27 protein-coding genes and 1 tRNA gene are annotated in these 26,718 nt (G+C 69.4%); 9 read left to right on the top strand and 19 right to left on the bottom strand.

All coding sequences use genetic code 11. The features are described from left to right. Positions 1–53: 53 nt before the first annotated feature. The 8 genes from atpB to G6N30_RS01955 form a co-directional block, all read right to left on the bottom strand. Entirely contained in the window at positions 54–809 is a 756-nt protein-coding gene (gene atpB / locus G6N30_RS01990) for a F0F1 ATP synthase subunit A (RefSeq protein WP_134060858.1), read from the bottom strand. Next, on the bottom strand, positions 806–1,252 hold the full coding sequence (locus G6N30_RS01985; RefSeq protein ID WP_134060857.1) for an ATP synthase subunit I: 447 nt from the start codon (positions 1,250–1,252) through the stop codon (positions 806–808). Before G6N30_RS01985 ends, atpB begins: the two co-directional genes overlap by 4 nt. 237 nt (positions 1,253–1,489) lie before the next feature. After that, complete coding sequence (locus tag G6N30_RS01980) at positions 1,490–2,668, bottom strand: glycosyltransferase family 4 protein (RefSeq protein WP_134060880.1); 1,179 nt, start codon at positions 2,666–2,668, stop codon at positions 1,490–1,492. 31 nt (positions 2,669–2,699) lie between these two features. Then, entirely contained in the window at positions 2,700–3,356 is a 657-nt protein-coding gene (locus tag G6N30_RS01975) for an L-threonylcarbamoyladenylate synthase (RefSeq protein WP_134060856.1), read from the bottom strand. Beyond that, positions 3,353–4,204, bottom strand: coding sequence for a peptide chain release factor N(5)-glutamine methyltransferase (gene prmC, locus G6N30_RS01970; RefSeq protein WP_134060855.1), 852 nt, complete (start codon positions 4,202–4,204; stop codon positions 3,353–3,355). The genes G6N30_RS01975 and prmC overlap by 4 nt, the downstream gene beginning before the upstream one ends. Further along, on the bottom strand, positions 4,201–5,274 hold the full coding sequence (gene prfA, locus G6N30_RS01965; protein ID WP_134060854.1) for a peptide chain release factor 1: 1,074 nt from the start codon (positions 5,272–5,274) through the stop codon (positions 4,201–4,203). Before prfA ends, prmC begins: the two co-directional genes overlap by 4 nt. A gap of 75 nt (positions 5,275–5,349) precedes the next feature. Then, the gene (rpmE, locus tag G6N30_RS01960; RefSeq protein WP_134060853.1) at positions 5,350–5,562 is read right to left on the bottom strand and encodes a 50S ribosomal protein L31; all 213 of its coding nucleotides are present in this window, start codon (positions 5,560–5,562) and stop codon (positions 5,350–5,352) included. Between the two features lie 119 nt (positions 5,563–5,681). After that, positions 5,682–6,272 carry a maleylpyruvate isomerase family mycothiol-dependent enzyme gene (locus G6N30_RS01955; RefSeq protein ID WP_134060852.1) on the bottom strand — a complete coding sequence of 197 codons (591 nt, stop codon included), beginning with the start codon at positions 6,270–6,272 and terminating at the stop codon, positions 5,682–5,684. 67 nt (positions 6,273–6,339) lie between these two features. On the opposite strand from G6N30_RS01955, the gene G6N30_RS01950 reads away from it, so the two are divergent. Next, complete coding sequence (locus G6N30_RS01950; RefSeq protein ID WP_134060851.1) at positions 6,340–6,774, top strand: MarR family winged helix-turn-helix transcriptional regulator; 435 nt, start codon at positions 6,340–6,342, stop codon at positions 6,772–6,774. Here G6N30_RS01950 and fadD1 read toward each other — a convergent pair. Beyond that, on the bottom strand, positions 6,755–8,350 hold the full coding sequence (gene fadD1, locus G6N30_RS01945) for a fatty-acid--CoA ligase FadD1 (protein ID WP_134060850.1): 1,596 nt from the start codon (positions 8,348–8,350) through the stop codon (positions 6,755–6,757). The genes G6N30_RS01950 and fadD1 overlap by 20 nt on opposite strands. Before the next feature lie 142 nt (positions 8,351–8,492). Between fadD1 and G6N30_RS01940 the strand changes: the two genes are divergently transcribed. Further along, positions 8,493–9,098 (top strand): TetR/AcrR family transcriptional regulator, encoded by a 606-nt coding sequence (locus G6N30_RS01940; RefSeq protein ID WP_134060849.1) that lies wholly within the window; start codon positions 8,493–8,495, stop codon positions 9,096–9,098. A 125-nt stretch (positions 9,099–9,223) separates the two neighbouring features. On the opposite strand, the gene rho is transcribed toward G6N30_RS01940, so the two are convergent. The 6 genes from rho to argS form a co-directional block, all read right to left on the bottom strand. Continuing rightward, positions 9,224–11,236 (bottom strand): transcription termination factor Rho, encoded by a 2,013-nt coding sequence (gene rho, locus G6N30_RS01935; RefSeq protein ID WP_134060848.1) that lies wholly within the window; start codon positions 11,234–11,236, stop codon positions 9,224–9,226. Positions 11,237–11,527: 291 nt separating this feature from the next. Continuing rightward, positions 11,528–12,472 (bottom strand): homoserine kinase, encoded by a 945-nt coding sequence (gene thrB / locus G6N30_RS01930; protein ID WP_134060847.1) that lies wholly within the window; start codon positions 12,470–12,472, stop codon positions 11,528–11,530. A gap of 12 nt (positions 12,473–12,484) precedes the next feature. Further along, positions 12,485–13,567 carry a threonine synthase gene (thrC, locus tag G6N30_RS01925; RefSeq protein ID WP_134060846.1) on the bottom strand — a complete coding sequence of 361 codons (1,083 nt, stop codon included), beginning with the start codon at positions 13,565–13,567 and terminating at the stop codon, positions 12,485–12,487. Further along, positions 13,564–14,886 carry a homoserine dehydrogenase gene (locus G6N30_RS01920; protein WP_134060845.1) on the bottom strand — a complete coding sequence of 441 codons (1,323 nt, stop codon included), beginning with the start codon at positions 14,884–14,886 and terminating at the stop codon, positions 13,564–13,566. Before G6N30_RS01920 ends, thrC begins: the two co-directional genes overlap by 4 nt. Next, positions 14,883–16,307, bottom strand: a complete 1,425-nt coding sequence (gene lysA / locus G6N30_RS01915; RefSeq protein ID WP_134060844.1) for a diaminopimelate decarboxylase — start codon at positions 16,305–16,307, stop codon at positions 14,883–14,885. The genes G6N30_RS01920 and lysA overlap by 4 nt, the downstream gene beginning before the upstream one ends. Next, positions 16,304–17,956: an arginine--tRNA ligase gene (argS, locus tag G6N30_RS01910; protein WP_134060843.1), complete on the bottom strand. Its 1,653-nt coding sequence runs from the start codon at positions 17,954–17,956 to the stop codon at positions 16,304–16,306. Before argS ends, lysA begins: the two co-directional genes overlap by 4 nt. A 102-nt stretch (positions 17,957–18,058) precedes the next feature. Here argS and G6N30_RS01905 point away from each other — a divergent pair. From G6N30_RS01905 to G6N30_RS01895, 3 genes are all read left to right on the top strand, one after another. After that, positions 18,059–18,131: transfer RNA gene (locus G6N30_RS01905), tRNA-Arg, on the top strand. Positions 18,132–18,230: 99 nt separating this feature from the next. Continuing rightward, the gene (locus G6N30_RS01900) at positions 18,231–20,216 is read left to right on the top strand and encodes a SpoIIE family protein phosphatase (RefSeq protein WP_134060842.1); all 1,986 of its coding nucleotides are present in this window, start codon (positions 18,231–18,233) and stop codon (positions 20,214–20,216) included. Positions 20,217–20,479: 263 nt separating this feature from the next. After that, positions 20,480–20,971 (top strand): hypothetical protein, encoded by a 492-nt coding sequence (locus tag G6N30_RS01895; protein ID WP_134060841.1) that lies wholly within the window; start codon positions 20,480–20,482, stop codon positions 20,969–20,971. A 65-nt stretch (positions 20,972–21,036) separates the two neighbouring features. On the opposite strand, the gene G6N30_RS01890 is transcribed toward G6N30_RS01895, so the two are convergent. The 3 genes from G6N30_RS01890 to G6N30_RS01880 all read right to left on the bottom strand — a co-directional run bounded on the left by G6N30_RS01890 (position 21,037) and on the right by G6N30_RS01880 (position 22,943). After that, positions 21,037–21,270: a hypothetical protein gene (locus G6N30_RS01890; protein ID WP_134060840.1), complete on the bottom strand. Its 234-nt coding sequence runs from the start codon at positions 21,268–21,270 to the stop codon at positions 21,037–21,039. Positions 21,271–21,387: 117 nt separating this feature from the next. After that, complete coding sequence (locus G6N30_RS01885) at positions 21,388–22,059, bottom strand: DUF899 domain-containing protein (RefSeq protein WP_134060839.1); 672 nt, start codon at positions 22,057–22,059, stop codon at positions 21,388–21,390. Beyond that, on the bottom strand, positions 22,056–22,943 hold the full coding sequence (locus G6N30_RS01880; protein ID WP_134060879.1) for an LLM class flavin-dependent oxidoreductase: 888 nt from the start codon (positions 22,941–22,943) through the stop codon (positions 22,056–22,058). Before G6N30_RS01880 ends, G6N30_RS01885 begins: the two co-directional genes overlap by 4 nt. Before the next feature lie 104 nt (positions 22,944–23,047). Between G6N30_RS01880 and G6N30_RS01875 the strand changes: the two genes are divergently transcribed. The 4 genes from G6N30_RS01875 (at position 23,048) to G6N30_RS01860 (ending at position 26,228) form a co-directional block, all read left to right on the top strand. Next, complete coding sequence (locus G6N30_RS01875) at positions 23,048–24,355, top strand: sensor histidine kinase (RefSeq protein ID WP_163687333.1); 1,308 nt, start codon at positions 23,048–23,050, stop codon at positions 24,353–24,355. Further along, positions 24,343–24,987: a response regulator transcription factor gene (locus tag G6N30_RS01870; protein WP_134060838.1), complete on the top strand. Its 645-nt coding sequence runs from the start codon at positions 24,343–24,345 to the stop codon at positions 24,985–24,987. Before G6N30_RS01875 ends, G6N30_RS01870 begins: the two co-directional genes overlap by 13 nt. 19 nt (positions 24,988–25,006) lie before the next feature. After that, positions 25,007–25,897 (top strand): DUF4097 family beta strand repeat-containing protein, encoded by an 891-nt coding sequence (locus G6N30_RS01865; RefSeq protein ID WP_134060837.1) that lies wholly within the window; start codon positions 25,007–25,009, stop codon positions 25,895–25,897. Positions 25,898–25,982: 85 nt separating this feature from the next. Further along, complete coding sequence (locus tag G6N30_RS01860) at positions 25,983–26,228, top strand: hypothetical protein (RefSeq protein WP_134060836.1); 246 nt, start codon at positions 25,983–25,985, stop codon at positions 26,226–26,228. Between the two features lie 166 nt (positions 26,229–26,394). On the opposite strand, the gene G6N30_RS01855 is transcribed toward G6N30_RS01860, so the two are convergent. Then, complete coding sequence (locus tag G6N30_RS01855; protein WP_134060835.1) at positions 26,395–26,643, bottom strand: hypothetical protein; 249 nt, start codon at positions 26,641–26,643, stop codon at positions 26,395–26,397. Between the last annotated feature and the right edge of the window lie 75 nt (positions 26,644–26,718).

The following is a 26,718-nucleotide window of genomic DNA, read 5'->3' as shown; positions in this document are numbered from 1 at the left end:
CAGGACGTGGGTCGAGCGTTTGATTCAAGCGGTCGTGCAGGTCAGACGTGCGGTCAGTCGTGGTGCTCGTCGAGCTCCATCGACTGGCTGAAGTACAGGATGGTCAGCAGCGCGAAGATGAACGCCTGGATCGCGCCGACGAACAGGTCGAAGCTCTTCCAGATCGCGTTGGGCGCCCACATGATCCACGGCGGGAACAGCGCGATCAGGGCGACCAGGATGCCGCCGGCGAAGATGTTGCCGAAGAGTCGCAGTGACAGCGAGATCGGCTTGGCGAGTTCTTCGACGAGGTTGATCGGGGCCAGCACGGCGACGTGGCCCTTCAGCAGCTTCTTGGGGTGCCCGAGGAGGCCGCGGCGCCAGAACCCGGCGGCGTGGTAGGCGATGAACACGAACAGCGCCAGCGCCAGCACGAAGTTGATGTCGGAGGCCGCGGGCTTGAGCAGTTCGTGAATGCCGGTCTCGTCGGAGTACTGCACCGGCAGCACGGACAGCCAGTTCGCGATCAGGATGAACGCGAACAGTGTGACGGCCAGCGGGAGCACGAAGCCGGCCACCCGCATTCCGATCGCGCTCTCGATCTGGTTGCGCATCTGCACGGTCAGCGCTTCCCAGAACAGCTGCACGCCGTTGGGCACTCCGGTGGAGGTCACCTTGGCGCGCAGGAAGAACGCCAGTCCGAGCACGATCGCCGCGGCGATCGCGGTGGACAGGATCGTGTCGGTGTTGACCGTCAGCCCGAACCAGTTGGCCTCCGTGTGGTGGCCGACCTGAATGCCGCTCTCGGCGGCGAGGAACGTCTGCGTCATTGCTGTGGAGTCTCTCCTTCGAGTCCGTCAGCGGCTTGGGCCTTGAGTTTCTTGACCACCGGAAGGGTCGTCGACGCCACCAGGATCACCTGGAACAGCGCCATGCCGAACACCACGCCCAAGCCCTGCGGCTTGAAGACGTAGGCGATGGTCAGGCCGATCACGGTCATGATCAGCAGTCGGGTGGCCGAGTTCATGGCCATGTTGCGTTTGAGCGGATGGTCCTTGGCGGTGATCGACTGCACCGAGCGCTGGATCATCACGGCGTTGGTGAGGCCGAGCCCGAGGCCGATCGCGAAGAACAGGCCGACCATCGGGTAGCCGAGCAGTGCCGCGGCCACGGCCGCGAGGGCAGCGAGTGCCACACAGATGACGAGGAGTCGGACAGGCCGGAAGGCGACTGCCGGCAACACCAACGGCGCGTCCTGCGCTGGCGTCGTCACTGCTTCACCTCAATCCGCGGTTGGCTGGAGGAGTGGCCCTGATTCCTGTGAGTAACCTGCCGAGCGTATCGGAGGGCTACGGGCTCGCTGGAATCACCCAAGGGGTACTCCCTTTTGTCGGTCTGAAACGGCTCCGAATCGGTGGCGAACCGACGAGCCGGTGGCCGGCAACCCGCGAGGTTTCTTCGGGTTCTAGCAGCACGGTACCACATGGTAGGCGGCCCTAAACGGGGCCTACTACTTTTTGTCGTACACGCTCTCCGCTGCTGGTTCCCGACGCCGGACGAGCGGGACGAGAGTGACGACGGTGGCCACGAGCGTGGCGGCCAGCATGGCGAAACCGGTGTAGCGGGGGTCGAAGAAAATCGTGCTCGCCGCGCCGAGGGCAACGATGCCGACCCATAGGTAGATGAGCAGCACCACCCGCCGGTGGGAGTGGCCGATCTCGAGCAGCCGGTGGTGCAGATGCATCTTGTCGGGGCTGAAGGGGCTCAGGCCTGCGCGGGTGCGTCGGATGATCGCGAGCAGCATGTCCAGCGCAGGCACGAACATCACGGCGACGACGAGCAGGAACGGCGACAGGAGCGCGAACACGTCGCGGGCGCCGTATGCGGTCTGCGAGATCGGGCCGGCCGCGGTGGTGGACGCGGCGGCCAGCATCAGGCCGATGAGCATCGACCCGGAGTCCCCCATGAAGATCCTGGCCTTGTGGAAGTTGTGCGGCAGGAAGCCCAGGCAGGCGCCGGCGAGCACCACCGAGATGACCGCGGGCGGATAGAACAGCACGTCGCCGCCGTGGTCGCGGAGCAGCCCGACGGAGAAGATGCAGATCGCCAGCGCGGTGATGAGCCCGAGCCCGGCGGCCAGACCGTCGAGTCCGTCGACGAAGTTCATCGCGTTGACGATCGCCACCGTGAGCGCCAGGGTCAGCAGGATCGACGCCACCTGGTCGAGCACGATGGTGCCGACGCCGCCGATCGGGATGTACAGGACGCTCCAGGCGACGCCCATCGTCACCATGACGCTGGCCGCGGTGAGCTGGCCGGCGAATTTGGTGAGTGCGTCGAGTCCCCACCGGTCGTCGATCAGGCCGATCAGCATGATGAGCCCGCCGGCGACCACGACGGCCGGCATCCCGGTGGAGTAGACGAAACCGCGCGTCAGAGCGGGGAGCTGGGAGGCGAGCAGCACGGCAGCGGCGACGCCGACGTACATCGCGAGCCCACCCATCCGCGGGGTGGGCTGCACGTGGACGTCGCGTTCGCGCGGATAGGCCACCGCCCCCAGCCGGGTCGCGAGTACGCGCACCCATCCGGTGGCCAGGTAGGTGATGATCGCCGCGGTGAGCCCCACGAGGACGAGCTCACGCAGCGGCACGCCTGCGCCGCGGTCGGAGAGCGCCAGGTACTCCTCCATCACCGCGAAACGGTACTGCACGCAGCTGTGGTCACTCGGTGAGCAGACTCTCGGTGTTGACGCCGAGCACCTCCGCGACGGCTTCCGCGGTGACGGGTCCGGTGCGCAGGATGCGGGGGTGCGCGCCGCTGAGGTCGACGATCGTCGACGCGGCCTGCTGCTCGGACGGCCCGGCGTCGAGGTAGACGTCGACCAGATCGCCGAGTTGTTCGCGCGCGTCGGCGGCCGAAACGGCCGCGGGGCGGCCGGAGATGTTGGCGCTGGACACCGCCATCGGGCCGACTTCCCGCAGCAGTTCGATCGCGACGGGGTGCAGCGGCATCCGCAGCATCACCGTCCCGTGCGCGTCGCCCAGATCCCAGGGCAGCGACGGCGCCTGGCGGACCACCAGGCTCAGCGCACCCGGCCAGAAGGCCCGGATCAGTTCGCGCGCGGTGTTCGGCACGGTGTACACGAGGCCTTCGATGGTGTGCCACGAACCGACCAGGACCGGCACCGGCATGTCCCGGCCGCGGCCCTTGGCGGCCAGCAGCGCGGCGACGGCGGCGTTGTCGAACGCGTCGGCGCCGATGCCGTAGACGGTGTCGGTGGGCAGCACCACGAGTCCACCCTGTTTGAGCGCGCCGACGGCGGCGGCGATGCCGGTCGCGCGGGCCTCGGGGTCGGTGCAGTCGAACAGTTCGGTCATCGCGCCTCCGTGGTGGCGGGTCGGCGCCGGGCGGTGACGAAGCGCGGCCGCCCGGTCAGGTCGGTACGGGCGGTCACCGCGTCGAACGCACCGGTGCGGTGGAACGCGGCCGCGGTGAGCTCCGAGGTGGTGTCGTCGTGTTCGATCGCGCAGCTGCCGCCGGGCCGCAGCCAACGCTGCGCGACGGTGACTATCGCGTCGATGACGGCCATGCCGTCGGCCCCGCCGAACAGCGCCTGCGCCGGATCGTGGTCGGCGACTTCGGGATCGAGGGCGGCGCCCTCGGGGATGTAGGGCGGGTTGGCGACGATCAGGTCGACGGCGCCGTCGAGATCTCGGCGCAGGCCGGCGGCGGTGACGTCGGCGTCGACCAGTTCCACACCGGTGCCGTCGAGGTTGCGGCGCGCGTAGTCCAGCGCCGCGGCGGAGTTCTCGACGGCGATCACCCGCGCGTGCGGATGGGCGGTGGCGAGCGCAAGTGCCAGCGCGCCCGAACCGGTGCACAGGTCGACGATCACCGGTTGGGCCGGGAGCCGTTGTGCCAGAGTCCATTCCAGCATCGCCTCGGTCTCGGGCCGTGGGATGAAGACACCGGGGCCGACGCGCACCTCGACGGGACCGAAGGCCGCGGTTCCGGTGAGGTGCTGGAGCGGGACCCGCTTGGCGCGGGCGGCCACGAGGTCGCCGTAGCGTGCGCCGAAATCGGACGGCACGTCGGCGAAGAGGAGTCTTCCCCGGTCGGTGCCTGCGGCGTGCGCCGCCAGCAGTTCCGCATCGACCCGGGCCGAATCGATCCCGGCCGCGGCGAGGACCGCTGCGGCGTCGTCGATGGCCTCGCGCAGACTCATGAGCTCTGCAGTCTCGCCTGCTTCTCGGCGGAGGCCAATGCGTCGAAGAGCGGGTCGAGTTCACCGTCGAGCACCTGGTCGAGGTTGTGGGCCTTGAAGTTGATGCGGTGGTCGGCGATCCGGTTCTCCGGGAAGTTGTACGTGCGGATCCGCTCGCTGCGGTCGACGGTGCGGATCTGGCTGGCACGGTCCGCCGACGCGTCGGCCTGTGCCTGCTCCTCGGCCAGCGACTGCAGCCGGGCCGCGAGCACCTGCATGGCGCGCGCCTTGTTCTGCAGCTGGGACCGCTCGTTCTGGCAGGTGACCACGATTCCGGTCGGCAGGTGGGTGATGCGGACCGCCGAGTCGGTGGTGTTCACGCCCTGCCCGCCCTTGCCGGAGGACCGGTAGACGTCGATACGCAGGTCGGATTCGTCGATCTGCACCTGCTCGACCTCTTCGGGTTCCGGGTAGACCAGCACGCCGGCCGCCGAGGTGTGCACACGGCCCTGCGATTCGGTGACCGGAACACGTTGCACGCGGTGTACGCCGCCCTCGAACTTCAGCCGCGACCACACGCCGTCGGCGGTGTCGCCCTTGCTGCGGATCGACAGCGTGGCGTCCTTGTAGCCGCCGAGGTCGGACTGGGTCTCGTCGAGCAGCGTCACCGTCCACCCGTGCCGTTCGGCGTAGCGGATGTACATGCGCGCCAGATCGGCGGCGAACAGCGCCGATTCCTCGCCGCCCTCCCCCGACTTCACCTCGAGCACCACGTCGTCGGCGTCGTGCGGATCGCGCGGCGCCAGCAGGTCCGACAGCTGGGTCTCCAGCGCGTCGACGGTGGCCTCGAGTTCGGGCACCTCGGCGGCGAACGACGCATCGTCGGCGCCCAGCTCACGGGCCGCCTCCAGGTCGCCGCGAGCGGCTTCGAGCTTGCGGTACGTGGTGACGATCGGCGCCAGTTGCGCGAACCGGCGACCGGCCTTGCGGGCCTTGCCCGCGTCAGCGTGCAGTGCAGGGTCGGCGAGCTGACGTTCCAGGTCGGCGTGCTCGGCGAGCAACGCGTCAATCGCGGTGGTGGGAGCACTCATCGCGACCTCCTTCCCCGAACGCAAACCGACGCCCGGCCTGCGCGCGTGGCGACAGAACGGGCGTCGGGTTGGTAGCTACTTGTTGCGCTTGCCGTAGCGCTTCTCGAAGCGCGCGACGCGGCCGCCGCTGTCGAGGATCTTCTGCTTGCCGGTGTAGAACGGGTGGCACTGCGAGCAGACCTCGACGACGATGTTGCCGGTCTTCTTGGTGCTGCGGGTGGTGAAGCTGTTGCCACAGCCGCACTGCACCGTGGTCTCGACGTAGTCAGGGTGAATACCCGTCTTCATTGGTGTCCTCTTCGATCGTGGCCGCCGGGTCGCCCGCTCATGACCTGCGCTGAGTGAGGCGTGAACCGGAACCGAGGGTGTGACTAGCGGTCAATTATGCCAGGTCAACCGCTGACAGCCTAAACGCGCGGCAGCACCGGGCTATTCCGGCCGGACAGTGCCAGCACGATGTCGCGGATCGGGGCGGTGACCAGGCGGCCCTGCCCCACCGCGAAGTCGGCGTCGGTCGCCTGCAGTGCGAGCCCCGCGAACCGTCTGCGGGCGTGGTACGGGAAACCCATCGTCCACAGGCGGTGCGCTGCGACCACCGCAGGAGCGACCGGCATCGGACGGTCGACACCCAGCGGGACGGCGATGTCCTGGCCGTGTACCAGCACGTCGGCGAGCGGATCGGCGACCGCCGTGCCCGGTGGTCTACGCCGGTTGCCGACCATCGCGCGTATGGCGGCGACGATCTCGTCCGGTGCGCGCGGATCCTCGGTGGCCATCCGCGCCACCATCGCGTTGAACCGGAACCCGGAGCGCACCATCTCCCAACCCATCCGCGCCCGGTTCGCCGTCGATTGGGTCAGGTGTGCGGCGACGTCGCGCACGGTCCACCCCTCACACATCGACGGCGTCGACCACTGCTCGCGGTCGAGCGTCGCCAGGAAGTCGGCGAGGTCGGCCCGTTGGGCGTCGATGTGGGCCCAGATCTCCTCGGTGTGCACAGCGCGACCTCCCGATAGTCAGCTCTCCTGACCAAATTAGTCAGGAGAACGTACTACTGTCAACGGGGTGTCCGACACTCCGTCCATCGCCGCGCTGATGTTCATCGCGCACCGTGCCGCGGAGACGCGGGTCTTCGAGACGCTGCGCGCGGCGGGATACGACGACCTCACGATGGCGCAGTGCCGGATCGCGCAGCGGCTGCAGCCGGACGGTATCCGGCTGACCGACCTCGCCGAACAGGCCTCGGTCACCAAACAGACCACCGGCGCCCTGGTCGACGAGCTGGAACGGGCCGGCTACGTGGTGCGCAAACCGGATCCGGCCGACGCCCGGGCGAGGCTGGTGACGCTCAGCGCGCGCGGCCGGCGGCTCTGCGCCGCCGCGGCGTCGGAGCTGGCGAAGGTGGAGGCCGAGTGGCGCGAGCACCTGGGCACCGAAGCGTTCACCGCGCTGACCGGCGCCCTGGTCGCGCTGCGCGAGATCACCGACCCGTACCGCTGACCGGTGACGGGACCGGAGCGTACGAGGTGCGGTCGCGCTTCCAGATCGTGCGGCCCTGCGGTTCGGCGCCCATGGCGACCAGTTCGCGCTTGAGGATCTTGTTGGTCGCGGTGCTCGGCAGATCGTCGGCGATCCACACGTACCGCGGCCAGGCCTTCGGGGACAGATCGCGCTGGGCGCTCAGGAACTGCTCGAACTCCTCGGGGGTGAGCTTCCCGTCATCCTGCAGCACGACAGCCGCCATCACCTGGTCGCCCACGTACTCGTCGGGCACCGGATACACCGCCACCCGGTTGATCGCAGGCAGCCGCAGCAGGATCCGCTCGATCGGCGCGGCGGTGAGGTTCTCCCCGTCGACGCGCATCCAGTCGCCCGTTCGGCCCGCCAGATAGATCCACCCGTCGGCGTCGCGGTAGGCGAGATCGCCCGACCAGTACATGCCGTGGCGCATCCGCTCACCGGTGGCGCCGGGGTCGTTGTAGTAGCCGCGGAACAACCCGCCGCCCGCGGTGTTGACCAGCTCCCCCACCGCGGTGTCGGCGTTGACCAGAGCCCCGTTCTCGTCGAAGCGCGCAACCTCGCATTCGCGCACCGTGTCGGGGTCATAGATCGCGACCCCGGGGAACCCCTTGCCGATCGAGCCGTGCGGGCAGTCGTCGGGCCGGGTGATGATGACCGCGGTCTCCGTCGACCCGAACCCGTCCCACACCGTGCAGCCGAATCTGCGGCCGAACGCCTCGATGTCACGGTCGGCGGCCTCGTTGCCGAACGCGATGCGCAGCGGGTTGTCGTGGTCGTCCGGCCTCTCGGTGGTCGCCAGGATGTAGGCCAGCGGTTTGCCGACGTAGTTCATGTAGGTGGCGCCGTAGCGGCGGATGTCGAACAGGAACCGTGACGCGGAGAACGTGGCGGGCGCCATCGTCGCTCCGGCACCGACCGCGACGCTCCAGCCCGCGTAGACGGCGTTGGAGTGGAACAGCGGCATGGCCAGGTAGCAGACGTCGGCGTCGGTGAGCCCGTAGCGCTCGACCAGCGCGCTGCCGGCGAACAGCACCATCGCGTGCGGCACCTGCACGGCCTTGGGCTCACCGCTGGTGCCGGAGGTGAAGATCATCATGAACGTGTCGTCGGCGCCGACCTCGCGGTACGGGGTGAGTGGCGGGGCCGCGGCCACCTGCTGCGCCCATGCGTCGGTCGAGGTGTCGAAGACCGCGACGCCCGGCAGGTCCAAGCCGTCGATCAACTCGCGGTGCTCAGCGTTGACCAGCAGGATCTGGCAGTCCACGCGGGCGATGTCGCGGGCCAGCGCGTCCCCGCGCCGGGTGGTGTTGACGCCGCACAGCACGTAACCGCCGAGTGCGGCGGCGGCCAGCGCGGTGAGCATGTCGGGGGTGTTGCCGAGCAGGACCCCGACATGCAGCGGCCGGGCGGGATCGGCGATGGCGATGACGGCGGCCGCCTGCCGGGACGCGTCGGCGATGTGTTCGCGCCAGGTCCACGTGCGGTCGCCGTAGCGCACGGCCACGGCGTCGGAGTCGGCACGCTCGCGCAGTAATCCCTGCAGTGTGTCCGGCACGGCCACCTCGTTCGAATCAGTGAACAGATTTCCGGATCTGTCTACCATGTTCACACGGCACACCGGGCCGGAACGCCTGTAGCAGAATGCACTGGTCGCCGCGGTCCGCGCGGCCAAACGCTCGAAGGAGGGGCCACGCTTCGTGACGGCCACCACGCCCACGCAGTCCGTGCGCGATCGATTGATCGATGCGGCCGAATCGTGCCTGCGGGTCAAGGGAATTCGGGCCACGACGGTGTCGGAGGTCGCCGAGGTGGCCGGGGTGTCCCGTGGCTGGCTCTACCGGCACTTCCCCGACAAGGTGTCGCTGCTCGGTGCGGCGATCGTCCGCCTGAACGACGCCTACTGGTCGGAGGCGCACGCGCTGCTCGAACGCATCGACGGGTTGGCCGAGCAGATCGCGGCGGGCATCCGGCACGGCAGGCTGGCCTATGAGGACCCGGGCGCCCTGCTGATGAAGCTGCGCCTCGAGGAACCCGAGGAGTTCGCGGCCTGCGCCGGCGCCGGCGTGCAGGGCCTGGTGCCCGACCTCGCCGCGTTCTGGAGCCGCTACCTCGAGGTCGCCCGCGAGCGCGGCGAGATCCACCCGGCCACCGATATCGCCGAGGCGTCCGAGTGGGTGGCGCGCGCACTGATCTCGCTGGCGACCGTGCCCGGCAACACCCTGGACCCGAGCGACCCGGTCGCGCTGCTGACCCACGTCCGGCGGTATGTCATGCCGGGACTCAAGGCGGACCCCGAGCTCTGACGCGCTGTCACCGCGCCGAGTGTGTACTCACGGCGGCGTTCACGCCGTTTTCCCGCCCGGTGTACACAGTCGAGGCCGTGGACACGAAAAAGCCCCCGCCGTGGCGGGGGCTTTTCGGTGTCGCTCTAGTCGTTGTCGGCCGAGCCGGGTGCGGTCTTGGAGACCTGCACCAGGAACTCGTAGTTCGTCTTCGTCTTGCGCAGCTGGCTCATCAGCAGGTCGATGGCCTGGTGACTGTCGAGCCCGGACAGGACGCGACGCAGCTTGTGCACGATGGCGAACTCGTCCGGTCCGAGCAGCAGCTCGTCCTTACGGGTGCCCGACGGGTTGACGTCGACCGCCGGGAACACCCGGCGCTCGGCGATCTTGCGGTCCAGCTTGAGTTCGGCGTTGCCGGTGCCCTTGAACTCCTCGAAGATGACCGTGTCACCGGTCGAGCCGGTCTCCACCATCGCGGTCGCGACGATGGTCAGCGAGCCACCCTCTTCGATGTTGCGCGCGGCGCCCAGGAAGCGCTTGGGCGGGTACAGCGCGGTCGAGTCCACGCCACCGGACAGGATGCGTCCCGACGCGGGCGACGCATTGTTGTACGCGCGGCCGAGGCGGGTGATCGAGTCCAGCAGCACCACGACGTCCTTGCCCTGCTCCACCAGGCGCTTCGCGCGTTCGATGGCGAGTTCGGCGACCGTGGTGTGGTCTGACGGCGGCCGGTCGAAGGTCGAGGCGATGACCTCACCCTTCACCGAGCGGGTCATGTCGGTGACCTCTTCCGGACGCTCGTCGACGAGCACCACCATGAGGTGGCATTCCGGGTTGTTGCGGGTGATCGCGTTGGCGATGTCCTGCATGATCGTGGTCTTACCGGCCTTGGGCGGCGACACGATCAACGCGCGCTGACCCTTGCCGATCGGCATGATCAGGTCGATGACGCGGGTGGTCAGCTTGTCCGGGCTGGTCTCCAGACGCAGCCGCTGGTTCGGGTAGAGCGGGGTCAGCTTGCCGAACTCGGGCCGCTTCCTCGCGTCCTCGACGGGTCCGCCGTTGATGCTGTCCAGACGCACCAGCGGGTTGAACTTCTGGCGCTGGTTGGGCTGTTCGCCGTCCTTGGGCACCTTGACCGCACCGGTGACGGCGTCGCCGCGGCGCAGGCCGTTCTTGCGGACCATGTTCATCGACACGTAGACGTCGTTCGGCCCGGGCAGGTAGCCCGAGGTGCGGACGAACGCGTAGTTGTCGAGGACGTCGAGGATGCCCGCCACGGGCTGCACGACGTCGTCGTCGCGGATCTCGGTGTCGCCACCGCCGCTCTCGCTGCCGCGCTCACCGCGACGGCGGCGGTCACGGAACCGGCGTCCGCGGCGGCCACCGCGGCCGTCGCCGTCCTCGTCGTCATCGCTGTTGTTGCGGTCGCGGTCGCTGTTGCGGTCGTTGCGGTTGCCCTGGCGCTGATCGCCGTCCGAGCGGTCGTCGGACTGGTCGGTCTTGGGGCGGTCCGCCCTGCGCTGATCGCCCTTGGGCTCTGACTTCTGCTGCTCCGACCTCGACTGCTCGGCCTGGGGCTGCTCGGTGGCCGGTTGCTCCGCGGGCTTGTCGGCCCTGGTGCGCTCGGACCTGGGGCGGTCCGCCTTCGGCTCCGCGGCGGGCTGCTCGGGCGGTGCGGCCTTCGTCTCGACCGGGGTCTCGACGGCGGTCGCTGCGGTGGTCTCCGTGGCGGTCTCGGCAGGCGTCTCGGCGGTCTTGTCGGCCGTCTTGGCCTCCGCGGCCCCGGCCTGGCGCGATGCGCTCCGGCGCTCGCGGCGCGGCGGGGTCTGCGGCGCGGCGGCGGTGTCCGCGGCGGTGTCGGACTTCGCGGCCTCGGACTTCGCGCCGTTGCCCTTGCCGTCGCCGCGGCGCTCGCGGATGGCGGCGATCAGTTCGCTCTTGCGCATGCCGGAGGCGCCTTCGACGCCGATCTGCCGCGCCAGGGCGCGCAGTTCGGGCAGGACCATCGACGTCAGCGAGGCGCGGTTACCCGACGCGACGTCGGCAGTCGGGGCCGTTTCGGCGGTGGTCGTGGTGACGGCCGCCGGAGAAGGATCAGTGGTCACGATGCTCGGCAACTCAGCGCTGTCGGCCGTGAAGAGGTCCGTATCAGTCACGGATTTCCTTTCTTTCCCTCGCCGATTGCGTTGTGCGAGGGCTCAAAATGTCCTCGGCGTTCAGGCGATTCGCCGAACGCGAGAGTCCCACCGTCGCCTGTGCGACGGTGATCGCCGGGATTCGCCGCCACAGGGCGAACCGTCGGTCCACGAGTGAAACACGGGAAAGATGAGGGTCGTCCTAGTGTCGGCGCAGGCAGAGACGCTGCAATTGCTGGACGAAAGCGAGAATAACCCGCTTACGTGCTGGAAGCAAGAAACCTGCGCAACTCGCGTGACGCGTGTCAAGCCTCAGCTGCGGGCGGCGACGCCGGTTGACCAGCGCACACCGTCGCCCACGGCCATCTCCGCGACCGTGAACCCGTGCGCGGCGCCGAACTCGACCGCCTCCGCGGGCAGTTCGGGTTCGGAACTCAGCGCGAGCACCGAGGGTCCAGCTCCTGACAGCACCGCTGCTACGCCACAACCACGCAACACCCGCAGAAATTCCGCCGACGCCGGCATCGCGGCCGCCCGTTGCGGTTGGTGCAGAACGTCCTCGGTGGCGGCCATCAGCAGGTCAGGGCGTTCGGTGAGGGCCACCACCAGCAGCGCCGCCCGGCTGAGGTTGAACCGCGCGTCGGTGTGGCTGACCTGTTCGGGCAGCAGCACCCGGGTCTCCGCGGTCGAGGACCGCTGTTGCGGGACGGCCGGGAACAGGTGGATGTCGGGGTGCAACCGGACCGGCGCCGCCGCGTAGCGTGCCTGCGCCCCGACGCCGTCGGTCCAGGTGACCACGGCGCCGCCCAGCACGGCCGCCGCGGCGTTGTCCGGATGGCCTTCGAACGCCGACGACAGCTGGATCAGTTGCTCCACGGACAGTTGCGCCGAATCCGTTTGTGCCACAAGCCCATTCGCGGCGGCGAGTCCCCCGACGACGGCAGCCGCCGACGACCCGAGGCCGCGGGAGTGCGGAATGTCGTTGCGGCAGCGCACGACGAGCCCGGGCGCGGTGCAGCCGGTCGCCCGCAGGCCGGCCTCGATGGCCCGCACCACCAGATGCGAGGAGTCCAGCGCGACCTGACCGGCGCCCTCCCCCTCGACGGTGACGGTCAGCCCGGAATCGACTGTCTCGACGATGATCTCGTCGGAGAGGCTGAGGGCCAGACCGAGACTGTCGAAGCCGGGCCCGAGGTTGGCGCTCGAGGCCGAGACCACGGCCGTCGCCGTCAACCCGGCGGGAAGAGTCTGCGTCACCGATGCGCCCCGTCAGACCAGGTCGAGTTCGGCCGCGACGGCCACCGGGTCCACCGCCAGCGGCGTGACCGCGGGCATCCCCTTGAGCGCGGTGTCGGGATCCTTGAGCCCGTTGCCGGTGACCGTGCACACCACGGTCGACCCCTTGGCCACCCAGCCGTCGTCGATCGACTTGAGCAGCCCGGCCACGCTGGCCGCGGACGCCGGTTCGACGAAGACCCCCTCGGTGCGGGCCACCAGGTGGTAGGCCGCCAGGATCTCCTCGTCGGTGGCGGCCAGGAAACGGCCATCGGACTGCTGCTGCGCCTCGACCGCCGAGTTCCACGACGCGGGGGCGCCGATGCGGATCGCGGTGGCGATGGTCTCCGGGTTCTTCACGGGCTCACCGGTGACCAGCGGTGCGGCGCCCGCCGCCTGCGTGCCCAGCATCCGGGGCAGCCGGTCGGACAGTCCGTCGCGGTGGTACTCCGTGTAGCCCTTCCAGTAGGCGGTGATGTTGCCGGCGTTGCCGACCGGCAGCGCGTGCACGTCCGGGGCGGTGCCCAGCGCGTCGACGATCTCGAAGGCCGCGGTCTTCTGCCCCTCGATGCGGTACGGGTTGACCGAGTTCACCAGCGCGACCGTCGGGAAGTCGGCGGTCAGTTTGCGGGCCAGTTCCAGACAGTCGTCGAAGTTGCCGTCGATCTGGATGATCTTGGCGCCGTGCATGACGGCCTGGGCCAGCTTGCCCATCGCGATCTTGCCCTGCGGGATCAGCACCGCACAGGTGATGCCTGCCCGGGCCGCGTACGCCGCCGCCGAGGCCGAGGTGTTCCCCGTCGACGCGCACAGCACCGCCTGCTTCCCGCTGGCGGCCGATTCGGTGACGGCCACCGTCATCCCGCGGTCCTTGAACGAGCCGGTCGGGTTGAGGCCCTCGACCTTGAGATGCACGGTGCAGCCGGTGAATTCACTGAGCCGCTTGGCGTGGATCAGCGGGGTGCCGCCCTCGAGCAGCGTGACCGGCGTCCAGTTGTCCCCGACGGGCAACCGGTCGCGGTAGGCCTCGATCAGCCCGGGCCAGGGGCGGTGGACCGCGTTGACGGGCGTACTCATTCGCTTGTTCCTTCCATGCGCAGCACGCTGTTGACGCTCTGCACGACGTCGAGATCGGCCAGGGCCGACACGGTTTCAGACAGTGCGGCGTCGGTCGCGCGGTGGGTGACCACGACGATGCGCGCACCGCACGGCTGCCCGCCCTCGTCGACCACACCTTCTTGGCGCACCTCGGCGATGCTGACCTCGCGCTTGGCGAATTCCGCTGCGACCGAGGACAACACGCCCGGACGGTCGGCGACGTTCATGTTGACGTAGTAGCGCGTGGGGATGAACCCGATCGGCGACACGGGCAGCTTGGCGTACTTGGACTCCCGCGGCCCGCGGCCGCCCTGGACGCGGTTGCGCGCGGCCATCACCAGATCGCCCATCACCGCCGACGCGGTCGGCGCACCGCCGGCGCCCTGGCCGTAGAACATCAACCGGCCCGCGGCCTCCGCCTCGACCACCACGGCGTTGAACGCGCCGTTGACCGAGGCCAGCGGGTGGGTCAGCGGAACCAGCGCCGGGTACACGCGGGCCGAGACCCGCTCCTGCCCGTCGTCGGTGGTCAGGCGCTCGCAGATCGCCAGCAGCTTGATGGTGCACCCCAGCGCGCGGGCCGATTCGAAATCGGCCGCGCTCACCGCGGTGATGCCCTCGCGGTAGACGTCGTCGGCGGTGACGCGGGTGTGGAACGCGATGGACGCCAGGATCGCCGCCTTGGCCGCCGCGTCGTAGCCCTCGACGTCGGCGGTCGGATCCGCCTCGGCGTAGCCGAGCGCACTGGCATCGGCGAGCGCGCTGTCGTAGTCCGCACCGGTGTCGTTCATCGCCGACAGGATGTAATTGGTTGTGCCGTTGACGATTCCGGCCACCCGCAGCACGCTGTCACCGGCCAGGGACTGGGTCAGCGGGCGGATCACAGGGATCGCACCGGCCACCGCGGCCTCGAAGTACAGGTCCACCCTGGCGGATTCGGCGGCCTGGGCCAGTTCGCCCGTCGACTGCGCCATCAGCGCCTTGTTCGCGGTCACCACCGACTTGCCCTGTTCGAGTGCGGACAGGATCACCTTGCGGGCCGGCTCCACCGGACCCATCACCTCGACGACGATGTCGACGTCTTCACGCGACACCAGTTCCTCGATGTTGTCGGTGAGCAGATCGGCGGACACCCCGCGGTCGTCGGCCACCCGACGCACACCCACTCCGCGCAGCACGAGCGGGGCGCCGACGCGGGCGGCCAGGTCGGCCGCGCTCTGCTCGATGATGCGGACCACTTCGCTGCCCACATTGCCGAGACCCAGAACCGCTACGCCCACCGGCTTTTCGTTACTCATTGACCACTCACTTCCAGACTCAACAGATCGTCGACCGTCTCGCGGCGCAGGATCAGGCGCGCATGCCCGTCGCGCACCGCCACCACCGCGGGCCGGCCGAGCAGGTTGTACCGGCTCGACATCGAATAGCAGTAGGCGCCGGTCGCGGCGACCCCCAGCAGATCACCCGGCGTCACGTCCCCGGAGATCCACGTGTCCCGTACGACGATGTCGCCGCTCTCGCAATGCTTTCCGACGATGCGGGCCAGTGTGGGCGGCGCATCGCTGGTGCGCGACACCAGGCGGGCGTCGTACTCGGCGTCGTACAGCGACGTGCGGATGTTGTCGCTCATGCCCCCGTCGACGCTGACGTAGCGCCGCTGCGTGGTCGAGCTGACCGCGACGTCCTTGACCGTGCCGACCTCGTAGAGCGTGATGGTGCCCGGCCCGGCGATCGCGCGGCCCGGTTCCACGACGAGATCAGGTGACGGAAGGCCAACAGCCGCAGACTCGTTGCGCACGATGTCCCACAGGCTGGCCGCCAGCTCGGACATCGGCGGCGGATCGTCCTGCGGCAGGTAGGAGATGCCGAGCCCGCCGCCGAGGTCGACGATCGACATCTGCGAGGTCTTGTCGACGCCGAACTCCGCCACGACGTCGCGCAGCAGGCCGATGACCCGGCGGGCGGCGATCTCGAAGCCCGCGACGTCGAAGATCTGCGATCCGATGTGGCTGTGCAGTCCGACGAGGCGCAGGTGGTCGGCGGCGAACACCTTCCGCACGGCGTCCATGGCCGCGCCGGTGGCCAGCGAGAGTCCGAACTTCTGGTCTTCGTGGGCGGTGGAGATGAACTCGTGGGTGTGGGCCTCGACGCCGACGGTGACCCGGATCAGCACGTCCTGCACCACGCCCGCGTCACCGGCGATGGCGTTGAGCCGCTCGATCTCCAGGAACGAGTCGACCACGACGTGGCCGACGCCGACCTTCACCGCCATCGCGAGTTCGGCGATCGATTTGTTGTTGCCGTGCAGGGCGATTCGGTCCGGCGGGAAGTTCGCGTTCAGCGCGACGGCCAGCTCTCCCCCGCTGCACACGTCGAGCGCGAGCCCCTCCTGGTCGATCCATCGGGCGATCTCGGTGCACAGGAACGCCTTGGCCGCGTAGCGGACGTGTTCGCCGCCGCCGAAGGCTTGCGCGATGTCGCGGCAGCGGGTGCGGAAGTCGTCCTCGTCGATGACGAACAGCGGGGTGCCGTATTCGCGGGCCAGTCGGCCGACGGGCACGCCGGCGATCGTCAGCTCACCGTCCTCGTCCCGAACGGCATTGAGCGGCCAGACGTTCGGCGCGATGAGCATCACCTCGTCGACCGTCGCGGGCCGGGCCGGGGCGCCGCCGTGGTGCTTCTCCTCCGCGTGACGCGGACCTGCGGGATGTGCCATCACATACGCTCCGGTGCGCTCACGCCGAGGATGGCCAGACCGTTGGCGATGACCTGGCGGGTGGCCTGGCACAGCGCCAGCCGGGCGCCGTGCAGGTCGCCCGGTTCCTCGTCGCCCTGCGGCAGCACCCGGCAGGAGTCGTAGAACCGGTGGTAGTCGCCGGCGACGTCCTCGAGGTAGCGGCACACCCGGTGCGGTTCGCGCAGTGCGGCGGCCGCCGCCAGCACCCGCGGGAACTCGCCGAGGTTGCGGATCAGCGTGCCCTCTTTGTCGTGGGTGAGCAGATCGAGGTGGCCGGTATCGGCGGTCACCCCCAGGTCGGCCGCGTTGCGGGCCAGCGCGGACAGCCGCGCGTGCGCGTATTGCACGTAGTAGACCGGGTTCTCGTTGGACGCCGAGGACCACAGCGCGAGGTCGATGTCGATGGGGGTGTCCACCGACGAGCGGATCAGCACGTAGCGGGCGGCGTCGACGCCGATGGCCTCGACCAGGTCGTCGAGCGTGATGACGGTCCCGGCGCGCTTGCTCATCCGGACCGGCTGGCCGTCGCGCACCAGGTTGACCATCTGTCCGATCATCACCTCGACGGTGTCGGGATCGTCGCCGAGTGCGGCGGCGGCGGCCTTGAGCCGGGCGATGTAGCCGTGGTGGTCGGCGCCGAGCATGTAGATGCACAGGTCGAATCCGCGCTGGCGCTTGTCCAGGAAGTAGGCGAGGTCGCCCGCGATGTACGCCGGGTTGCCGTCGCTCTTGATGACGACGCGGTCCTTGTCGTCACCGAAGTCGGTGGTGCGCAGCCAGGTGGCGCCGTCCTTCTCGTAGATCGCGCCGTTCTCGCGCAGCCGGGCGATCGCCTCGTCGACCCGGCCGCTGGTGTGCATCGAGTCCTCGTGGGTGAAGACGTCGAAGTCGGTGCCGAACTCGTGCAGAGAGGTCTTGATGTGGTCGAACATCAAGTCGACGCCGATCGCGCGGAACGCCTCGCGCATCTGGTCGTCGGGCAGGTCGAGCGCGCCGGGGTCCTTGGCGAGCACCTGGGCGGCGATGTCGCCGATGTAGCTGCCCGCGTAGCCGTCCTCGGGGGTGGGCTCACCCTTGGCCGCCGCGATCAGCGAGTTGACGAACCGGTCGATCTGCGCGCCGTGGTCGTTGAAGTAGTACTCGCGCACCACTTCGGCGTCCTGGGTGGCCAGCAGCCGGCCCAGCGCGTCGCCGACGGCGGCCCACCGGGTGCCGCCGATGTGGATGGGGCCGGTCGGGTTGGCCGAGACGAATTCGAGGTTGATGTTGCGGTCGGCCAGTTCGGCCGAGTGCCCGTAGCGCTGACCGCCGGCGATGATCGTGCCGACGATCGCGTTCTGCGCCGAGGCCTCGAGGCGCAGATTGACGAAACCGGGTCCGGCGATCTCCGCCGACGCGATCCCGGTGGCGGACGCCAACGCCTCGGCGAGCCAGCCGGCCAGTTCGCGGGGATTCGCACCGACCTTCTTGCCCAGCTGCAACGCCAGGTTGGTGGCGTAGTCGCCGTGCTCGGGGTTGCGGGGCCGCTCGACCGTCACCGTCGCGGGCAGTGCGGCGGTGTCGAGGCCGCGCTCGGTCAACACAGCGGTCGCAGTGGTCCTGAGCAGCTCGGCGAGGTCGGCGGGTGTCACGGGGGTCCATCCTATGGTCTGGGGTGGTCAGAGCCCGAATCCATTCCCGCCCCCCCGATGCGTTACGCTGTGCACGCCCAATGGCGCGGTCCGTCCGAACGCGCCCCCGTAGCTCAGGGGATAGAGCGTCTGCCTCCGGAGCAGAAGGCCGCAGGTTCGAATCCTGCCGGGGGCACCCACATCACCTCCTCCTCAGCGGTTAACTGGGGCGCCGCCGTCGCCCGGGTCCCCGAGTCGCCCGCATTCCCGTTGATCAGCGTGTAAAAGTGAGCGGGTGAATCCTGATCAGGGGGAGCTGAGGGATCAGCAGGTTCGCTCGACCAAAGCGGCCGCCGTGTTCGTCGCCGTCTGCCTGGTGGGTGTCGTCGTCGTCGGCTGGCTCTCGCTGGTGACCCAACCCACCGCGCTGGCGTCGACCGCGTGGTGGCCCGTCGCCGGGATCGCGCTCGGGCTGGGCATCCGCTTCCCCCGCCGGTACGTGTGGGTACTGGCCGGAGCGGTGGCCGCGATCACGCTTCCCCTTCTGCTCTGGGCGGGGCGGTCCGCACCTCTCGCCGTCGCGCTGGCACTGACGGTCGCGCTCGAGATGATCATCGGGACCGTGATCCTCCGGGGCCGCAACGACTGCCTGCCGACCCTGTCCGCACCGCGCGACCTCGGCCGGTTGCTGGTGGCCGTCGCCTCGGCGGCCGTCGTCTACGACCTGGTCGGTGCGAGCGCCACGTACCTGCTCGCGGATTCGGCGGAGGCGTGGACGCGGCTGGTGACCTCGGCCCCCAAGCACGCCGCCGGGATGCTGCTGCTCGTTCCGTTGTTCATGCACCTGCCGAAACGCCCCCGGCAAGCGGGGCTGGTGGAGACGATCGCCCAGGTCGTCGTCACTCTCGGCCTGGTCACGTTCGTGTTCGCGTTCAACCCCGGGATGCCGCTGTCGTTCCTGCCGTTCATGCCGCTGGTGTGGGTGGCGATGCGCCTGACGACGCGGCAGCTGATCGTCCTGATGCTGGCCATCGCCGTCATCGCCTCGGTCGGCAGCGCGAACAACACCGGGCCGTTCGCGTTCAACCTCCTCGCACCCGACACGTGGAACCTCGTCCTGCAGGTCTTCGAACTGTCGATGGTGGTGGTCTTCCTGTCGCTCTCGCTCGCGGTCGGTCAGGAGCGGGCCACGGCCCAGCGCCTCAACGAGAGCGAGGAACTCTTCCGCAGGATCTTCGAGACGTCGGTGGCCGGGATGCTGATCGCCGCTCGCGACGCCACCGGTTGGAAAGTGCTGCGTGCCAACGATTCCGCGGTGGCCATCATCCCCGGGCTCGCCGACCCGTCAGCCCAGCTGCCCGTCCTGCTCGGCGCGGAGGCAACCGCCGCGCTGTCCGCCGAAGCCGACGCGCTGACCGAGGGCAACGCCCGCCTGACGCTGACCACCGGCGCAGGCCGGATCCTCAACGTCAGCATCTCCCCGATCAGCGACGAGGGCGACACCCGAACGCTGGCGCTTCAGTTCTTCGACATCACCGAGGCGATGCGTGCGCGCCGTCTGGAGCAGGAGGAGCTCGAACGCGCCGCCGAGGTGCAACGGGCCCTGCTGCCCGGCCAGCTCCCGCACACGCCCGGCTGGAGCTCGGGCGCCGCGTCGGTGCCGGCCAGGCAGGTCGGCGGCGACTTCTACGACATCCGCGTCGAGGTACCGCACGCGGTGCTCAGCCTCGGCGACGTCATGGGCAAGGGCATGGGCGCGGGGATGCTCGCCGCGGCGACGCGCGCCGCACTGCGCGCCAACGACCCCGAACTCAGCCCGTCGGCCGCTGTCCGCCGCGCCGCCGGGGTCGTCGACTGCGACCTGCAGCGGACCAGCGCGTTCATCACCCTGACCTACGTACTGGTCGACCTCGTCACCGGCGACTTCCGCTTCGCCGACGCCGGCCACGGCCTGCACTTCATCGTCCGGACCGGCTCCAACTCCGTCGAACGCGCGGCGTCCAGCGATCTCCCGGTGGGGCTGGACAGCGGCTGGGTGGAGAAGCGGGGGGCGCTGCAGCCCGGCGACGCGATCCTGCTCGTCAGCGACGGGGTGATGGATCTGTGGGGGGGCTCTGTGGAACAGCTCTCCGATGCGGTCGCACAGTGTGCGCGCCAGTACGGCACCAGCCCGCAGGCGCTCGTGGACGCCCTGTGCGCGCGGGCGAACGGCGATCTGGACCGCGACGATGTGACGGCCGTCGTATTGCGGCGCGAGCCGGTGGAGGCAGGGGCGCACTGATCAGCGGAGTGCCTGCGGGCGCCCCAGGATTCGCTGCCCCCGCCGCCGTTTCGGGCGTTTTGCCGCTCACCCTCCACCTTCGCCGTCCGCAAACGTTTGCCAGATCAACGGGGGGCGGCGCGGTCGCCGTTCGCGCAGCTGCCAAAGTTGTTTCGCTCAGCTAAGCAAAGCGCCGGAATGTGCGTCCGCAAGGGACTAAGAGCGCGACACGATTTGCTCGGTAGGCATATGATCTAGGGGATTTCCTATCCGAGGGGTTGATCGTGGATATCAAACGAGTACTTGCCGGGGCATCGATCGTCGGTGTCGTCGGACTTCCGGCGTGGTTCCTGGGCACAGGCGTCGCCGCCGCCGATCCGGCCGCCGGTCCTGAGTGCGCCGATCCGGCGACCTGCGAGAAGGCGCCCGCCGAGGAGCAGCCTGCGGAGAAGAAGAACACCGCGAACAAGGCGCCGATCCAGATTCCGGAGGCGTGGTCACGCGAGGTCGCCAAGAACGTCGCCAACCTGCCGTCGCCGGTCGAGGCGAACGCCAGCGTCCCGGTGTCGGTCGGCCTGCCCGACGTGGTTCCGGATATCGGGCTCAGCGTGCCGTTCCACCTGCATCCGCCGGCCCTGAACGTGCCCGGTGTCGGCCTGCCCGCGGTCGGGATGCCCAGTGTGAATCTGCCGGCGCCGAAGCTCGGCCCGCCGAACAACCCGCTGAACCTCGGCCCGCCGAACAACCCGTTCAAGCTGCCGAAGATCGGGTTCTGATCCGACGCAGACCACAATGACAGTGGCCGCCTCGCCGATGCGAGGCGGCCACTGTCATATCCGGCCTACCTGAACCAGTGTCCCGGCTTGTCCCACTGCCCGGGCGGCGGGACGAACGGCAACTTGGCGATCTGCCCCGGCGGCGGCACGAACGGCAGTTGCGAGATCTGGCCCGGCGACGGCACCGGATCCCACCACCGGAACTCGTCGGCCTGCGCCTGACCTGCGCCGAATCCGACTGCGGCGAAGCCGAACGCTCCGGTCATCGCCGCTCCGACTACCAACTTCTTGAATTTCATCGTGAACTCCTCATCGCCTGGCGGCTGTGCTGCTGCCTATGAGTCTTCCGATGGTTTTATCGCGCCGACCCGACGAGTCGTTAGCAACGGGAAGGAGTTCGACGGGTCCGAAGTCCCTCAGTATTCGTCGTGCAGCCGCATCCACTCGTAGGGCGGACGCTGCGGCCAGCCCTCCGGTGAGTCCTCCCACGTCTCCTGACGGCCGTACGGCGTGAGGTCGAGCAGGTCGAATACCAGCATGAACGGTTCCTCCCCGCGGCTGTAGGTCGACCAGGTGTGGAACACCCGCTCGCCGTCGCGCAGGAAGACGCTGATGCCGTGACGCTCCTCGCCGTCCACCGTGACGTGGAAGTCCTCGTTGAATTTCGACGCGCCGGAGGACACCCACGGCAGATCCCATCCCATCCGTTCACGGAAGGCGATCAGTGTGCCGAGCGGTGCCCGCGACACCAGCACCAACGACGTGTCCTTGGCGTGCAGGTGCGACAGCGGGCCGAGGTGGTCGGCCATCATCGAGCAGCCCTCACAACCTTGTTGCCAGTCGCGGCCGAACATGAAGTGCTGCACGATGAGTTGGCGCCGGCCGTCGAACAGGTCGACCAGCCCCACCGGGCCGGTTTCGGTGTCGAACACGTAGGGCTCGGTCACCTCGACCATGGGCAGCCGGCGGCGCGCCGCGCTCACCGAGTCCTTCAGCCGCGTCAGTTCCTTTTCGCGGACCAACAGTTCGGCACGGGCGTGTTCCCACTCGCTGCGCGAGACGATCGGAGGGAGGCCGTCGGCTGTCATGGCTGCACCAATTGCTTCACCGCATCGGCAACGCGGGTCAGCTGGTCGAGGTCCGAGCTGGTCGGGATGAGGTGCACCTCGTCGGTGCCGATCTCCTGGAACCGCTCGAGCACGACGAGCAGGTCGTCCTCGGTACCGGCGAAACCCGTCGCCGGCGCCATCGCGTCGACGTACTCGCCCGGGATCCAGTTCATGTAGCGGCGCAGGTGGCGGTGCACCTGGGCGCGCGCCGCCTCGGGCTCCCCGAGCGCGAACCAGAACGACGTGGCCAGGTGCGGGGCCGGCTTACCGGCATCCGCCCAGGCGGTCCTGGCGATGTCGAACAGATCCTTCTGTTTGACAGGGTCGAGGTCGAGGATGGTGCCGGCCATCCCGTCGGCCCACGACGCGGCGCTGCGGACGGTCTTGGGCCCGATGGTGCCGACCAGCAGCTGCGGCCCACCGGCCTGGACCGGGGCCGGACCCACCGGCAGGACCGACTCGGTCAGCTTCTCCCCCGCCCAGACCCGCTTCATCAGCTCGACGCGCTGCGCCATCTCCCGCATGGTCTGGGTGGCGGGGTCCGCCCCCACCGCGCGATAGTCCTCGTGCCGGCCGCCGACGCCGATACCCACCGTCAACCGGCCACCGCTGATGAGGTCGCCGGTCGCGAGCGCCTTGGCGAGCATCACCGGGTCGTGCAACTGCGGCACGATCACCGTCGTCACCAATCGGACGCGTTCAGTCCACGCGGCGACCGCCCCCAGCAGCGTCAGGCTGTCGGGGTTGTCGAAGGCGATCCGCTCACCCCAGCACAGCGCGGAGAACGGTCCCTCGTCGACGGCCGTGGCCCACGCCCGCAGCGTCGCCGAGTCGAGGTCGGGTTCCATCACCGGCAGGGTCATTCCGATTCGCACACCGCCGATTCTGGCATTGCGGGGGTTATCCCCCGCTCACCTCGGCGGAAAACGCCGTGTCGCGGCGGACGTCCACTCCCTAGGTTGGAGGCATGGTCGCAGTCACCACCAGCCCCCCACCCGCGCCGGTCGCGGTCAGTGACGCCACGTCGGCACCCCGCACCGTAGGCATCGTCCCGACGGCTTCGATGGTCGTCGGGGCCGCGATCGGCGTGGTGTGGTTCTGGATCCCGCTGGGGCTACTCGTCGTCGGGGTGTCCTCGATTCCGTCGGTCATCGGATTCTGTTTGGCCGCAGTGGTGTTCGTCTACCTGGTCCGCGGGATCGACCGGGTGGAGCGCGTCCGCAGCGAGGCGGTGTTCGGGATGCGGATCGGCCGGCCTGCGCAGCGCGTGACGCCGTACACCGGCTTCCAGGGGTGGCTGCACCAGCTGTGGCTCGATGTCAGCAGCGCCCGGTTCTGGAAGGTCCTCGCGCACCACTACCTGCGGATGCTCTACGACATCCTGGCGACCGCACTGGCATTCGCGCTGCTGGCGTTCGCGTTCCTCGGGCCCGCGGCCGCGCTCGCGGTCGACCACAGCGACGACGCGGCGGGGTTGGCGTTCCTGCCGCCGGCGCTGGCGTGGCCGCTGGCCGTGGTGGCACTGGTGGCCTCGGTCGCGATTCTCGTCTTCGCGCCGGCGATCGACCCGATGATCGACCGCTGGCTGCTGACACCGTCGCCGACCGCGGCACTGCAGTACCAGGTCAGCGCGCTGCGCGACGCCCGGGCGGGTGCGGTCTCGTCGGCGCAGACCGAACGTCACCGCATCGAACGCGATCTGCACGACAGCGTTCAGCCCCGGCTGGTGTCGCTGGCCATGGCGATCGGGTTGGCCCAGACGAAACTCGACAGCGATCTGCCCGCGGCCAAACAGTTGATCGCCGAAGCGCACGACGAGGCGAAGAACGCTCTGGTCGAGTTGCGCAACGTGGTCCGAGGCATCGCGCCGACCATCCTCGCCGACCGCGGGCTGGACGCAGCGCTGTCCGCCGTCGTCCAGCGAGCCGAGAACTCCGGCGTTCCAACGACTCTCAACCTGCACCTGCCGCGGCGTCTGCCCGAGGAGACCGAATCGGTCGCCTACTTCGTCGTCGCCGAAGCCCTGACCAATGTCGCCAAACACGCCGGCGCCAGTCAGGCCGTGGTGACGGTGCGGTTCGACGAACCGACGGACTCGCTGTACGTCTCGGTCTTCGACGACGGGCGGGGCGGCGCGGGGATCGCCGACGACGAAAACGCCACCGGGCTGCGGGGTCTCGAGGAACGGGTGCGTGCGGCCCGCGGCACGTTCGCCGTGTCCAGCCCCGTGACCGGACCGACCATCGTCACCGCGGTGCTGCCATGCGGATCGTGATCGCCGAGGATTCCGCGCTGCTGCGCGCCGGAATCGAGCGGATCCTCGCCGACGCCGGCCACGAGGTCGTCGCCGGAGTCCCCGACGCCACCAACCTGCTGAGGCTGGTGAACGACACCCGCCCGGATCTGGCGATCCTCGACGTGCGGATGCCGCCGACCTTCACCGACGAGGGCATCCGCGCGGCCGCGTTGCTGCGCAGCCAGAACCCGGAGTCCCCGGTGCTGGTGCTGTCGCATTACGTCGAACAGCGGTACGCCGCCGAACTGATCGCATCGGACACAAAGGGATTCGGATATCTCCTCAAGGATCGGGTGGCCGACGTGCCCGCGTTTCTCGACGCCGTCGAGGTGGTCGGCCACGGCGGCACGGTGCTGGACCCGGAAGTGGTCTCCCAGATTCTGGTGCGCTCCCACCGGCGGGCCGCACTCGACCAGTTGACCCCCCGCGAGCGAGAGGTGCTGCAGCTCATGGCGGAGGGCAAGACGAATTCGGCCATCGCCGCCGGATTGCACATCTCGGTGGGGTCGGCCGAGAAACACATCGCCTCGATCTTCACCAAGTTGAACCTCGCCCCCGACGAGACCGAGAACCGCCGCGTGCTGGCGGTGCTGCGGTTCCTCGAATCGTGAACGTGCGGAAGGACGCCCGATGACTACGATCACTCCCCCACCGCCCGCCCCGGTCGGCCCGCCGCCCGAACTCTCCCCCGGCGGACGGACCGCGCTGCGCGGCATCCTGATCGCCGCCGCCGCCGTACTGGTGGTCGGCAGCGTCGCCGCGCTGGCCGTGACGGCGTGGGGGTTGAGCACCGTGCGCGTGCTCAGCGACAGCCACGCCCTGCCCGCGGGCATGCGGTCGCTGGTCATCGACAGCGCCGACGTCCCGGTGGCGATCCGGATCGCCACCGATCCCGACGCCCGTGAGGCGCGCGCGAGCCTGCGGCTGGTGAACACCGCCAGCGGCGGTGACCATCGCCTGGCCCTCACCAACACCGGCCCCGAGACGCGGCTCGTCCTCGAGGGCCGTCCGGCGCGGGCGTTCGGCTGGGCCAGGGGCGGGGAGATCACCGTGACCCTGCCGCCGGAACAGGCGCGCCGCCTCGACGTGCGCACCCAACAGCAGACCGGGGTGGTGTTCGCACAGGCCGACGTCGACCAGCTGATCGCGCGCACGACGCACGGTGCGGTGATCCTGAGCGGTTCCGCCCGCCGTGTCGAGGTGCAGACCGACGACGGTGCCGTGACGGCGCGTGACCCCATCTCGGTGCGAGAGCGCTTCGCGGCCACCACATCCGAGGGCGACATCGTCGTCGACTTCCGGGACGCGGCACCGCGGACCGTGGAGATGGTCAGCCGTGACGGGGACATCGTGCTCGGGTTGCCCGACCGCGGGCCCTATCTGGTGCGAGCGCAGTCGGGAGACTCGACCAAGGTGCGGGTGCCCGAGACCACCGACCCCGCGGACGCGGTCAGTGAGATCACCGCACGTTCGGACCGCGGCAACATCGTGATCGAAGAGGGTGACAACGGCTGGCGGTGAGCGAGTTCGGCCGGTCACAGAACAAACGAAGCGTCCGGACCGCGACGATCGCCACGGCTCGAACACCAACCGAAAGAAGTGAGAGATGAAGAAGTTCGCAGCCACACTGTTCACCGGCGCCGCCGCCACCGCCTTTTTCGGCCTGGCCGCCCCCGCCCAGGCCGCCCCGGCCGGGCCGGGCAACGCCGAGAAGGCCATCGAACAACTCGACGACCGCGGCTACGCCGTACGGGTCAACCATCAGGGCATGGTCAAGCCCCTCGACCAGTCCAGCGTCGTCTCCGTCCGCTATGACAGCGACGACCGCGTCGTGTACGTCACCGTCCGCTGAGACTGCACCGCCTTGTCGTAGGAAACCGCCCGCCGCATCGAGGTGCGCGACGGACACGGCACCGCCGAACGGTGAGGTGACGGCGACGACCGGCGATGAGCCCGCGACACCAAAAGACGCAACAAAGGGGCCACCGGATCGGTGACCCCTTTTGTTGGTCGCTAGCTCAGCGGACGGTGACGTCGACTACGCGGTCGTCGTTGTCGTAGTTCACCGAGACGATGCTGGACTGGTCGAGCGGCTTGACCATGCCCTGGTGGTTGACCCGCACGGCGTAGCCGCGGTCGTCCAGCGAGGCGATGGTGTCGGCGGCGTTCCCCGATCCGGCAGGGGCGGCCTGGGCGGGGGCGGCGAGGCCCAGGACGGCGGTGGCGGCAGCTCCGGCGAACAGGGTGGCGGCGGTGAACTTCTTCATTGTTCTCACTTCTTCCTGGGGTGCTCCGTGGTGGTCTGACTGTCCAAACCAGCAGGTCAGCCCGATGATTTCCGT

Source organism: Mycolicibacterium litorale, from assembly GCF_010731695.1.
Taxonomy (GTDB): Bacteria; Actinomycetota; Actinomycetes; order Mycobacteriales; family Mycobacteriaceae; genus Mycobacterium; species Mycobacterium litorale.
The sequence above is the reverse complement of the archived record's forward strand: the minus strand, read 5'-3'. Positions and strand labels throughout refer to the sequence as shown.

Coding starts and splice junctions, on each gene's coding strand:
- G6N30_RS01980 (WP_134060880.1), bottom strand. CDS start 2,668: ATGGAGGAGTACCTGGCGCTCTCCGACCGCGGCGCAGGCGTGCCGCTG.
- G6N30_RS01885 (WP_134060839.1), bottom strand. CDS start 22,059: ATGACAGCCGACGGCCTCCCTCCGATCGTCTCGCGCAGCGAGTGGGAA.
- atpB (WP_134060858.1), bottom strand. CDS start 809: ATGACGCAGACGTTCCTCGCCGCCGAGAGCGGCATTCAGGTCGGCCAC.
- G6N30_RS01860 (WP_134060836.1), top strand. CDS start 25,983: ATGAAGAAGTTCGCAGCCACACTGTTCACCGGCGCCGCCGCCACCGCC.
- G6N30_RS01890 (WP_134060840.1), bottom strand. CDS start 21,270: ATGAAATTCAAGAAGTTGGTAGTCGGAGCGGCGATGACCGGAGCGTTC.
- prmC (WP_134060855.1), bottom strand. CDS start 4,204: ATGAGTCTGCGCGAGGCCATCGACGACGCCGCAGCGGTCCTCGCCGCG.
- G6N30_RS01870 (WP_134060838.1), top strand. CDS start 24,343: ATGCGGATCGTGATCGCCGAGGATTCCGCGCTGCTGCGCGCCGGAATC.
- G6N30_RS01880 (WP_134060879.1), bottom strand. CDS start 22,943: ATGACCCTGCCGGTGATGGAACCCGACCTCGACTCGGCGACGCTGCGG.
- thrC (WP_134060846.1), bottom strand. CDS start 13,567: ATGAGTACGCCCGTCAACGCGGTCCACCGCCCCTGGCCCGGGCTGATC.
- prfA (WP_134060854.1), bottom strand. CDS start 5,274: ATGAGTGCTCCCACCACCGCGATTGACGCGTTGCTCGCCGAGCACGCC.
- G6N30_RS01855 (WP_134060835.1), bottom strand. CDS start 26,643: ATGAAGAAGTTCACCGCCGCCACCCTGTTCGCCGGAGCTGCCGCCACC.
- G6N30_RS01865 (WP_134060837.1), top strand. CDS start 25,007: ATGACTACGATCACTCCCCCACCGCCCGCCCCGGTCGGCCCGCCGCCC.
- G6N30_RS01920 (WP_134060845.1), bottom strand. CDS start 14,886: ATGAGTAACGAAAAGCCGGTGGGCGTAGCGGTTCTGGGTCTCGGCAAT.
- rpmE (WP_134060853.1), bottom strand. CDS start 5,562: ATGAAGACGGGTATTCACCCTGACTACGTCGAGACCACGGTGCAGTGC.
- G6N30_RS01975 (WP_134060856.1), bottom strand. CDS start 3,356: ATGACCGAACTGTTCGACTGCACCGACCCCGAGGCCCGCGCGACCGGC.
- G6N30_RS01875 (WP_163687333.1), top strand. CDS start 23,048: ATGGTCGCAGTCACCACCAGCCCCCCACCCGCGCCGGTCGCGGTCAGT.